This window comes from Streptomyces niveus, from assembly GCF_001723055.1.
Taxonomy (GTDB): domain Bacteria; phylum Actinomycetota; class Actinomycetes; order Streptomycetales; family Streptomycetaceae; genus Streptomyces; species Streptomyces niveus.
The window spans coordinates 196-10,989 of the sequence record NZ_MDCR01000120.1 but is presented as its reverse complement, the minus strand read 5'-3'; the positions used below and the strand labels follow the sequence as shown (position 1 = coordinate 10,989).

At 74.0% G+C, this 10,794-nt stretch carries 7 protein-coding genes and 1 pseudogene; 1 reads left to right on the top strand and 7 read right to left on the bottom strand.

Annotated features, from left to right (window positions below; genetic code table 11):
• From BHU15_RS15790 to BHU15_RS15780, 3 genes and pseudogenes are all read right to left on the bottom strand, one after another.
• Nucleotides 1-708 (bottom strand): annotated as a pseudogene (locus BHU15_RS15790) (ABC transporter permease); the annotation flags it as partial.
• Between the two features lies 1 nt (nucleotide 709).
• Complete coding sequence (locus BHU15_RS15785; RefSeq protein WP_069627775.1) at nucleotides 710-4,132, bottom strand: FtsX-like permease family protein; 3,423 nt, start codon at nucleotides 4,130-4,132, stop codon at nucleotides 710-712.
• A 171-nt stretch (nucleotides 4,133-4,303) separates the two neighbouring features.
• Nucleotides 4,304-4,702, bottom strand: a complete 399-nt coding sequence (locus tag BHU15_RS15780) for a globin (RefSeq protein WP_023541640.1) — start codon at nucleotides 4,700-4,702, stop codon at nucleotides 4,304-4,306.
• Nucleotides 4,703-4,848: 146 nt separating this feature from the next.
• On the opposite strand from BHU15_RS15780, the gene BHU15_RS15775 reads away from it, so the two are divergent.
• On the top strand, nucleotides 4,849-5,874 hold the full coding sequence (locus BHU15_RS15775) for a methyltransferase domain-containing protein (protein WP_069627774.1): 1,026 nt from the start codon (nucleotides 4,849-4,851) through the stop codon (nucleotides 5,872-5,874).
• Here BHU15_RS15775 and BHU15_RS15770 read toward each other — a convergent pair.
• The 4 genes from BHU15_RS15770 to BHU15_RS15755 form a co-directional block, all read right to left on the bottom strand.
• Nucleotides 5,855-7,138: an FHA domain-containing protein gene (locus BHU15_RS15770; protein WP_069627773.1), complete on the bottom strand. Its 1,284-nt coding sequence runs from the start codon at nucleotides 7,136-7,138 to the stop codon at nucleotides 5,855-5,857. The two genes, BHU15_RS15775 and BHU15_RS15770, sit on opposite strands and share 20 nt — an antisense overlap.
• 66 nt (nucleotides 7,139-7,204) lie before the next feature.
• Nucleotides 7,205-8,557, bottom strand: coding sequence for a vWA domain-containing protein (locus BHU15_RS15765; RefSeq protein WP_069627772.1), 1,353 nt, complete (start codon nucleotides 8,555-8,557; stop codon nucleotides 7,205-7,207).
• A gap of 153 nt (nucleotides 8,558-8,710) precedes the next feature.
• Complete coding sequence (locus tag BHU15_RS15760; RefSeq protein ID WP_069627776.1) at nucleotides 8,711-10,141, bottom strand: PP2C family protein-serine/threonine phosphatase; 1,431 nt, start codon at nucleotides 10,139-10,141, stop codon at nucleotides 8,711-8,713.
• A 3-nt stretch (nucleotides 10,142-10,144) separates the two neighbouring features.
• On the bottom strand, nucleotides 10,145-10,794 hold a 650-nt coding region (locus BHU15_RS15755; protein ID WP_255293121.1), incomplete at its 5' end, for a tetratricopeptide repeat protein.

Below are 10,794 nucleotides of genomic sequence, written 5' to 3'. Positions count from 1 at the left end.
GCCGAGGGTGGGCTCGACGGCCCAGTAGCTGTTCGCGGGGTCCCGGGGGACGACGATTCCGGTGATCCGTACGCCCAGCTCGTCCCGGTCCACCCCCGGCACGTGCACCACCGAACCGACCTTGATCCCCAGCGACTTGGCGGTCGCGGCGGTGACCGCGGCCTCCACCTCCCCGGTGCGCTCCGTCACCGCGCCCTCGGCGCGCGGGAGCCGCCCCTCGCGGAGCGTGGAGTGGCGGTCGAGGCCCGCCTGGGCGGCGAGGGTGAGCATCGGCGGCAGGTTGTCGGGCGCGGGCAGCCAGGTGTCGGTGCCCTCGACCGGCTGGGAGGTCCGTACGCCGTACGCCGAACCGCCCTCGTCGGCCCGCACCGGCGCCGGCAGACTCCCCGTGATCTTCCCCTGCGCCCGCGCCATCCAGGCACCGCGCAGGACCTCCTCCCGGTCCGCCTGCCGCACGCCGGGGCCCGGCGCGCGCATGCTGACCTCCAGGACGCTCTCGGCGGCCACGGCCGTACGGATGTCGTGGCGCAGACCGTTCGTCTCGTAGGCGTCGACGGAGCGGGGGAACGCGGCGGCGAGATACGTGGTCAGCACGACGAGCACGGCCATCGCCGCGGCGGCGCCCGGCGCGGTCCGCAGCCGCGTCCGCACCCACGGCGCGACGATCCGCACAGGTCGCCCTTCGCGGGCGGGGGCAGGTGCGCCCATCTCAGTCGCCTCCCCGTTCGCGCAGCGTGAGCGCCGGGTCCGTACGGCGCAGGGTGAGGTGGGCGATCAGCAGCAGCGGCAGCGCGGACACCCCCGCCAGCAGCGCGGCGACCCGGCCGACCGGCAGTTCGACCAGGACGGCGGGCACCGGCTGGGTGGCCTGGCCCGTCAGCACGACCAGCGGCACGACCGCCCTGGTGAGCACGGAGCCGAGGGCGAGGCCCACCAGGAGCGCGACCGCGAGCAGCAGCCCCTGCTCGGTGGCGATCAGCCGGGCGAGCTGCCGGCGCGGCGTGCCGAGCGCCCGCAACAGGGCGAATTCGGCGCCCCGTTCACGCAGCGAGCCCGCCGCGCTCACCGCGAAGCCGACGGCCGCCAGCGCCGCCGCCGCGATCGCGGCGGCCAGCAGCGCGGACTGCGGGCCGACGCCCAGCGGATCGCTCAGCAGCTCCCGCGCGGTCTCCTCGCGCACCATGACCTGCGCCGGGTCGACGTCGGACCGCGCGCGCAGCGTCTCGGCGACCACCGGCGCACGCCCCGGCGCGGCGCTCAGCCACCACTCCGTGGGGACCAGCGACGCCTCGCGCCGGTCGGCGAGCACCTCGTTGACGGCGCGCAGATCGAGCAGGAGAGCGCCGCCGTCGCCCGTACGCCCGCCGTCGGCGCTCTCACCGGCGGCCTGCGCGCTCAGGGCGCCGGGCCCGGTGGTGGGCAACTGGGCGACCGTCCGCACGATCTTCACCCGGAGCCGGTCGCCCGCGACCTCGACGTCCAGGCTCTGCCCGGTCTTCGCCCCGGCGGCGCGCAGGAAGGTGTCGGTGGCTATCGCGGGCAGCACGGCGGGCGGTTCGGGGCGCGGCACGCCCACATGGACGGTGAGTCTGCGGGTCGGGTCGAGATAGGCACCGGCCTGCGGGCTGACCCCCGTCTCGTACGAGAACGTGAGCGGCGCCGACGAGGAGGCGACCGGTTTCAGCGGTCGGTCCGGATCCGGCTCGCCGTCCAGCGACGCGACGAGCGTCGCCAGCCAGCCGAAGCCGTCGGCGACGTCGACCGGGCGCACGGCGCCGTCCGCGTCCAGGGACTTCAGCGCCTCGACCTCGACCCGGTGGGTCTCGCTCCCGCCCTGTGGGGCGCTCGACTCCAGCTCCAGACCGGTCAGGGCGAGCGGCCCGGCCGGGGTGAGCGGCGTGCCCGCCGCGCCGGGGCCGCGCGCGGAGTCCGTGGCGCCGGCCAGATCGAGCGTGACGGTGTGCGGGCGGCCGTCGACGGGCACCTCACCCGCGGGCAGCCGGTAGCCGATGCCGTACCGGTCCTCGACCAGCACCGTCGTGAACGGGGCGCCGCGGGTCGGCGAGACCCCGCCGCGAGCCGAGGTGTCGGTCAGCCGCAGCGTGACGCGGAGCCGCCGGGTGTCCTCGGGCAGCGGGACGCCCACACGCTCCGGCTGCGACGTCTTCGACGTGTTGGGCGTTTTCGACGGCTGTACGGCGTCGAGCAGCCGGGCCGCCCCGCCGTCACCGGACGGCTCCGACAGATCGTCACGCAGCAGCATCCGCTCGTCCGCCTGAGCGGTGTCCAGCGCGAGGACGGTCGCCGTCCGGTCCGCCGACAGCTCGGAGGTCGCGCGGTGCGCGGGGGCCGCCGCCCGTACGCCGGGCAGCGCGGCGTAGATGCCCGCCTGCCCCGGATCGCCGGGCCGGTTGGCCAGCACCCGCAGCGACGCGCCCGTCCGGAAGTCCGCCTGGTCCTCCTGCGAACGGTCCCACGACGCGCTCTGCCCGATCGCCAGCATCCCCATCGCCACGGCCAGCACCAGCAGCAGCACCGGGCCCGCGCCGCGCAGCGGCCGGCGGCTGAACTGCCAGCCCGCCAGCGCCGACGACAGCCCCGCCCCGCCGGCCGCGCGACGTTCGGCCAGGCGCGCCACGGGCGGCAGCAGCCGCAGGGTCAGTACGGTGCCCGCGAGCAGCGCCAGCGCGGGCGCGGCGACCAGCAGCGGATCGACGCCCAGCTCACCCTGGCTGTCACCGCTGAGCGCCCCACCGCCGGAGGTGGCCGTCTGCCGGTCCAGCTGCCAGTACGCCACGGCTGCGACCAGCAGCAGTCCCACGTCGGCGCCCGCGCGCACCGGGCCCGGCAGCGTCCCCGCCCTGCCGCGCCGCAGCCGGGTCAGCCCGGCCGAGGCGAGGGCGGGCGCCACGACGGCGGCGGCGCACGCCAGCGCGACCCCGCCGCCGGTCAGCCACACCAGCGCGGTGGAGGTGTCACCGAGCCGCAGCCCGATGTCGGCGAGCCCGCCGTGCTCGACGAGCAGCCGGGTCAGCGGGCCCGCGAGCAGCGGCGCGCACAGCGCGGCGGGCAGCGCCAGCAGCAGCGCCTCGACGGTGGCGAGCCAGGCGATCCGGCGCCGTGAACCGCCGCGTGCCCGCAGCAGCTCGCTCTCGCCGGTCCGCTCGGTGCTCAGCAGCCGCGCGACCAGCAGCAGGGCGTAGCCGGCCAGCAGCACGAGCTGGACGGCGACGATCAGCAGCGTGGAGCGCGAGACGAGCAGCGCGCGTTCGGTCCGGTCCAGGACGCTCGGCAGCGTGGTCCGCGCGGTCACCCCGTCGGCGAACACCGGCTGCGCGGCGAGGGACTTGGGCCCGCGCTCTGCGGCGGCGCGCAGCGCGTCGATCCGGCCGGTGGTGACGTCGCGGAAGTCGGCGGCGGCCAGCCACGACAGGTCGCCCGCCTGGAGCCGCCCGGAGTCGAACAGGGCGGGGTCGGTGAGCAGCGGGCCGTAGGTGGTGAAGGTGACCGTCTGGACGCCCTGGCCGCCGAGGGTGTCCAGCCTCCAGTACGGGTCGGTGAGATCGGCCGGCCGGTAGACGCCCGTGACGTGGATCGTGAGGGGTTTGTCGCCCAGCCGGTCGAGGAGGGTGAGCCGCGTCCCGGCCTTCAGCCCCAGCTCGGTCGCCGCCTCCTCCGGGAACGCCACCTGCACGGGGTCGGACGCGCCCGTCGCCGCCGGCCAGGAGCCCGTCACCAGGCGTACGCGCGAGCGGTCGAGCGTGGCGAAGTGCGTGAGATCGGGGTCGCCCGCGCGGGCGGCGGGCGGCTGGAGGGCGCGGGGGAGCGCGTACGACCCGGAACGCTCCAGCTTCCGTACGGTGACCGGCAGTCCGTCGAACGACTCGCGCGCGACCTCGGCCGCCGCCTCGTTCGCGGCCACCCGGTCACTCGCCGGGACCTGCGCGGTGACCACCAGCGCCGCCGCGGCGGCGTCACGGCCCTGGAGGGTGTGCCGGAGCGCGGCGTCCCCGATCGAGCCGGAGAAGGCGGTGAGGGCGGACAGGACGGAGGTCGTCAGCAGCACGGCCAGGAGTGCGGCGGCGAGCAGCAGCCGATGGGCGCGGACGCGCAGGAGAACGAACCCCGTCACACGTCCCCCCGCCGATCCGTATCCGCATGCCCGCCCCCGGAGCTTTGGATACTTTCAGAGGGCACCCGCCCGTGGAAACCGCTTACGGGCGGACTTTGATCGGATCGTAACCGTTGTCCGGAACAGGAAGTCCGCATTCCGGGATGCAGCAGACCGCCGGGGCGCCAGGGCTCAGCTGTTCACCATCGACGCGGCGGCGTACGTCATGTAGTTCCACAGCTGCGTCTCGTGCTCCTCGGAGAGCCCCAGCTCGTCGATCGCCACCCGCATGTGCCGCAGCCAGGCGTCGTGCGCGGCCCGGTCGACGGTGAACGGCGCGTGCCGCATCCGCAGCCGGGGATGACCCCGGTTGTCGCTGTAGGTGCGCGGACCGCCCCAGTACTGGATCAGGAACAGCGTGAACCGCTCCTCGGCCGGACCCAGATCCTCCTCCGGATACATCGGCCGCAGCAGCGGATCCTCGGCGACGCCCTGGTAGAAGCGGTGCACCAGGCGCCGGAAGGTCTCCTCGCCGCCGACCTGCTCGTAGAAGGTCTGCTCCGAAAGCGTGCCGCGCGGAATCTCGTTCACCCCTCCATGGTCTCAGACCCACCGGCCGAGGACTTTGGCCCTAGACCTTCTTCTCGGGGGCCCGGAGCGGGAATCCGGCCCCGAGTCCGACAAGTCCTGACCCGGGACTGCTCGCTTCCGCGCCCGGGACACAGGACAGTGGAGTCATGGGCGTTCACCGCGAGCAGCGCGAGGCGTACGGGCCGGGCGACGACGAAGCCGGGGTCGCCGCCGAGGCGCGTGCCGCCATGGTGCGGGACATGGCCGCGGACGGGGCGCTGGACGACCCGGCCTGGCGCGCGGCGTTCGAGGAGGTGCCGCGCCATCTGTTCGTCCCGTACTACTTCGTCAGCAGACCCGGCGGCCACGACCGGCTGTGGTGCGACGACCCCGACCCGGTCCGGCGGCTGCGCTGGCTGCGCGGCGCGTACGCGGACGGGGCGCTGGCCACCCGCGTACGGGACGGTGAGCTGATCTCCTCCAGCAGCCAGCCCTCCCTGATGGCCCGGATGCTCACGGCGCTGGACGTACACGACGGGAACACCGTCCTGGAGATCGGCGCGGGCACCGGCTACAACGCGGGGCTGCTGTCGCACCGGCTCGGCGAGGAGCGCGTAACGACCGTCGACCTGGATCCGGAGATCACCGAGTCCGCCCGCAGCCACCTCGCGGCGGCCGGCTACCGGCCCGCGGTCGTCACCGGCGACGGCGCGATCGGTGTACGGCGGCGGGCACCCTTCGACCGGATCATCGCGACCTGCACGCTGCCCGCCGTGCCCTCCGGCTGGCTGGAGCAGTGCGCGGACGGGGCGCGGATCCTGGCGCCGCTGTCGACCGGGCTGATCGCGCTGGACGTCGGCGACGCCGGGCACGGCCGTTACGCGGAGGGGCACTTCCTGCACACGTCGGCCTTCTTCGTCCCGCTCCGGGGCGGCCTGGAGGAGCCCGCGCTGCCCGTTCTCCAGCGGATCGGCGGACTGCCCCGCAGGGCGCTGGAGAACGATCTCTTCCGCTTCATGCTCTCGCTGACGGCGGGCAGCCTCGACCCGCACGAGGCCCTCTCCCTCTGGGAGCGCGAGGGGCGCCCGCAGCGGGAGAGGTTCGGCATCACGGTCGGTCCCGACCGGCAGTGGGCCTGGCTGGACGACCCCTCGGGGCCGTACGTCTGGTCGCTCAGCCCCGGCGGATCGTGATCGTCGTCCAGGCACCGACGTGTACGCGGTCACCGTCCTTGAGCGGGACGGGGACGTACGGCTGGATCGGGTCCTCGGCGCCGTTCAGCGTCGTGCCGTTCGTGGAATTCTGATCGACCACCGCCCAGCCGCCGTCCGGCTGCTGGACCAGGACCGCGTGCTGGTGCGAGACGCCCGGGTCCTCCGGCGGGACCGACAGGTCGACATCGGGGGACTCGCCGGTGGAGTGGCGGCGACGGCCGATGGTGATCTGGTTCCCGGTCATCGGGAGGTGCTGTTCCGGTGAGTACGCGGGCAGGTTGAGGCCCGTCGCCTCGGGGCCGCTGCGCTGCATCATCGCCATGAAGTAGTCACGGTCCGGTGCGACGACCGCCGTCCAGTTGCCGGGCGGCTGGTACTGGCGCGGCGGCTGGTGCTGTTGCTGCTGCATCGGGTCGTGCTGGTGCTGCTGCGGCGGCGGGCCCTGCTGGAACTGCGGCGGGGGCGCGGACGCCTGGCCCTGCGAGGGCGGCGGCAGCACCCAGTCGTCGCCACCGGTCTGCTGCGGCGGGGCCGGCGGCCCCGACTGCTGGAACGAGGGCGGCGACGGCGGGCCCTGCTGCTGGTACGGCGGGGGCGGCGGAGGCCCTTGCATGCCGTGCGGTCCCGGCGGTCCGGGCGGCCCAGGAGGACCACCGGGGTGGCCGGGAGGCCCGGGGGGACCGCCGTGCGGGCCGAACCCGCCCGGCTGACCCTGCTGACCCTGCTGGCCCTGCTGATCGGGGGCCAGCGGTTCGGCGGGCCGGTTCAGCTGGGAGGGGCGCGAGCCCTGGTAGTCGTACGGCTCCGGCGGCCGGGGCGGCGACTGCTGGGCCTGGAAGCCCGGCGGCAGGTTCAGCCCGGGAGGCGGCGGCGGTCCACCAGGGCCACCGGGACCGCCGGGTCCGCCGGGACCACCCGGACCGCCGGGTCCGCCGGGACCACCCGGACCGCCCGGCTGCTGGTGCTGCGGAGCCAGCGGGGTGTACGAGGTCGCCGTGTTGGTGAGGAAGTTCCACCGGCACTCCTCGCAGAACAGGGCGTTGCCCTCGCGCGGGGTGCGGCACTGCGGGCACAGCTCGGCCTGCGCCGTCGCGTTCGGATCCTGTGGATAGCCGTAACCGGGTGCGGGCGGTGGGGGCGGCGGCATCGAACCGGCGGGAGCGCCGGCCCCGGCCATGCGATGGCCACAGACCTCGCACCAGTCGTCGGAACCCGACTGGTGTCCGTTCGGGCAAGTCGGCATGTCGGCGCTTCCCCCTCTCCTCGTCCGGCCCGCAGGCCGCAGCTGATCGCTTCTTGCCGTTGTTCGCTATTTCTTGACGCGCACGGTCTTGGTCGAGCGAGTTTCCAGTGTCATCTCGTCCGCGTCCGCGACCTTCGCTTTCAGTCGCACAGTACCCGTCGCCGCGTCCACCACGTCCACCACCTTCGAAAGCAGTTTCGCCGTATCCGCGTTCCCGGAGTCCGCCGCGAGCTGTACCGCGCGCCCCAGTTTGGCCGTCGCGCCGTCGAAGTCCCCCGACTTACGGGCCTCCAGGCCCTGTTGGATGACCTGTGCCAGTTCGGCCTGGCCCGTGTAGTGCGCGACCTGCGGATTGATGGAGGTCGACGCCACCATGTCGTCCGTCCACACCGCCCGTACCAGCCCTTGGGACAGCACCTGCGAGGTCCCGTCGGCGGCGGGGAGGATCAGCGAGACCCTGGCCGCCAGCATCTCCTGGCCGACGCCCGCCTCCGGGACCTGGACACATACGTGGTAGTCCCGGGACTCGTCACCCCAGGAGCCGGTCGGGTAGTCCCCGGCACGGGTGTTGGCCTGCGTACGCCGCTCGGTCAGCTCCTCGACCGTCGGTGCCACCTGCTTGACGAACTTGATCTCCACACCGACGGGCGTCCAGAGCCGCAGGGCGACGTCCGCGACCTCCTTGCCCATCGCGTTCTCCATCATCTCGGTGAAGTCGGCGGCCAGTCCGGCGGGATCGGCCACGATGTCCGCCGTGCCGAGCATCGCCGAGGCGATTCCTGTGACTTCTTTCACCACCCAGTCCGTGCCGACACCGCGCGCGTCGCAGGTGAAACGGCCCGCGCAGGCGTCGAGCGCGGCTTTGAGATCCTCCGGCGTCTCGTGCTCGTTACGGCCGTCGGTGAGCAGGATGCCGTGCCTGATCGACACATCGGCCGAGGCCAGCAGCCGGTCCGCGAGCCCCAGCCAGGTGCCGATGGCCGTACCGCCGCCGGCGCTCAGTCTGCGCAGGGCGTTCTTGGCCTCCGCGCGGGTTGCGGCGTCCGCGACCGCCAGCGCGCCGTTTCCCGGGTAGACCTCCTTGGCCACATGCGTGCCCGCGACCACGGCGAAGGCGACGCCGTCGCGCAGTGTGTCGATGGCGGCGGACGTGGCGTCGCGCGCGTTACGCATCTTCGTCGGCGGGTAGTCCATCGACCCCGAGCAGTCGACCATGATCACGACGGCCGCGTTGGGGCCCTGGCCCGGCAGCGCCGTGGCGGCGGGCGCTCCCGTGAGCGACCTCCGGCCCGTCGTACCGCCCCCGGTGGAGGTGACGGTCACGATCGCGTTGACCTCGCGACCGCCCTCCGGCAGATATTCGTTCTGGTACACCTCGACGGAGAACTGCGGCACGGTCGACTTGGAGAAGTTCGCCATCTGTATCGGCTCCTTGACGCTCCACTGGCAACAAACAGAAGACTTGAGAGTGCGGCGGGACAACGGGCCGGTGTGCTCCCGGGGTTGAACCGGGCACCGGTCCTGGCCGGCCGTCCGGTCGGCGATCCAGGCAGTGGGGTGCTCAGGCCGGGCTCACGCCCGGTCGGATCCTGCCCCATGCCGTGGTACGGCGAACGGCAGCAGGGCCACTGTTACGTTGTCGTGGCCCCCGCCGTCGAGCGCGTGACCGACCAGCACCTGGGCGGCGCGCAGGGGCCGTCCGGCCGCGTCCGGCGGAAGGACGCGTGCCATTTCCTGGGGGCTCTCCGCGTAGTTCCACAGGCCGTCCGTGCACACCACCACGACACCGGGGCGGTCCGGTTTGAACGACGCCGTGTGCGGTTCGAGTTCGTAGGCGTCGGCACCGAGCCAGCCGGTGATGGCGTGGGCGCGCTCGTCCGCGTACGCCTCCGCCTCGTTCATCAGCCCCGCGGCGACCATCTGGGCGGCCCAGGAGTCGTCCTCCGTGAGCCGGGCCGGTGATCCGGTGCGGTCGTCGGGCACCCAGTAGGCGCGGCTGTCGCCGACCCAGCCGATGACCAGCAGTCCGCTGACCACGACCGCGCCGACGATCGTGCACGCGGGCGCGTTCTGCGCGCGGTGCGCCGGTTCCTGGTCGCCCGACTGCCCCGGCGGGCCGGCGAGGACGTTGACGGCCTCGGCGGCGGCCACGATCGCCTCGTGCATCGCCTGCTGCGGGTGCGTGCCGCGCGGCAGCGCCGCCAGCAGCACCTCGTTGGCGGCGGCCGAGGCCGCCGCCGACGCCTCGTCCGGGCGGGTCGCGGACGACACGCCGTCGCAGACGATGGCGATCACGGCCGGTGAACCGTCCGGCAGGGCGGCCGAGGACACGGCGAACGCGTCCTCGTTGCGGTGGTGGCGCAGGCCGCGGTCGCTGACCGCCGCCACCGCGTCCAACTCCTGTTCCACATGGTCGCGTTCGCGCGGCTGGGCGTGTCCGCAGTTCTCGCAGTAGCCGTCGGTGTCGACATGGCCCGCGCGGCAGGCCACGCAGAGCTTCGTACCCGCGGGGACGGGGGGCGCCACCGTACGGGGGTCGGCGAGATCCGGCGGCTCGGCCGACGGGTGGTCGGTGACATGGGGCACCGACGGCGGGGCCCCGGCGCCCACCGCCGGTGCGGGCGCGGGCAGTTCGAAGTCACCCGTCGGTGCGACCGGTGCGACCGGGGCAGCTGACGGCACGGGCGGCGCCGCCCGGTGCCCGCCCGCCGTGTGCCCGGACAGCGGTACCCCTGTCGAGTCGAGTCCCGGCAGCTCGCCCGGCACCTGCACCGGCGCGGGCGTGGCCGTGCTGTCCGCCTCGGCGGCGGCCGGCCAGGCGACGCCGCCCGAAGGAGCCGTACCCGGCGCGCCGTTCATCACGATCGTGGGGTGGTCGTCCGGGGGCGGGGGCACGGCCGACAGGTCGTACCCGCACGCGCCACAGAACAGGTCGCCGGACTCCAGTGGCTCCTCGCAACTGGGACATGTCGAAAGGGCTGTCGGCTGGTGCATCTGCGACATCAATCACACCCACGTCCGGGGGCGGAAGCGGTTGGCCCGCTCCACCAGGTCGATCCTCTCCTCGCCACGTTGAGCGAGCCGGGCGAGCACCCGGTACGAGCGTTCCAGTCCCAAGCGCAGACCGCGCTCGTTCAGTTCACTGCCGAGCAGCGAGATCTGTCCCGGCCGATTCCCCGGGCCACCGGAGAGTACCCAGTCCAGAGCCGTGCCCAGAACCTCCGTGGACAACTGCTCCCTGCGCATCGAGTCCAGACCGAACTGGCCGAGGCGCGAGATCTGGTCGGCCGCCGCTCTCAGATCGTCGATCAGCGGTGGGTCCGCCACGGCACCCTGCGGGCCGAGCGGCGACGACTCACGCAGGTCACGGCGGCGCAGCCGCGACCGTACGGCGGCGATCCTGGCCGCCGTGTAGTGGATCGACGCCTCGGGGACCGACTCCAGCGTCCGTACGGCTCCGGTCCGGTCACCCGCCGCGTTCTGCACCCGGGCGAGACCGAAGGCGGCGCTCACATAGCTGGGGTCCGTCATCCAAACGAGGCGGTAGTACTCCGCCGCGTTGTCGAGCTGGCCGAGCACCTCCGCGCAGACCCCGAGCGCCAGCTTCGGCGCGGCCTCGCCCGGGAAGGCGTCGTAGATCGCGTCGAAGGAGAGCG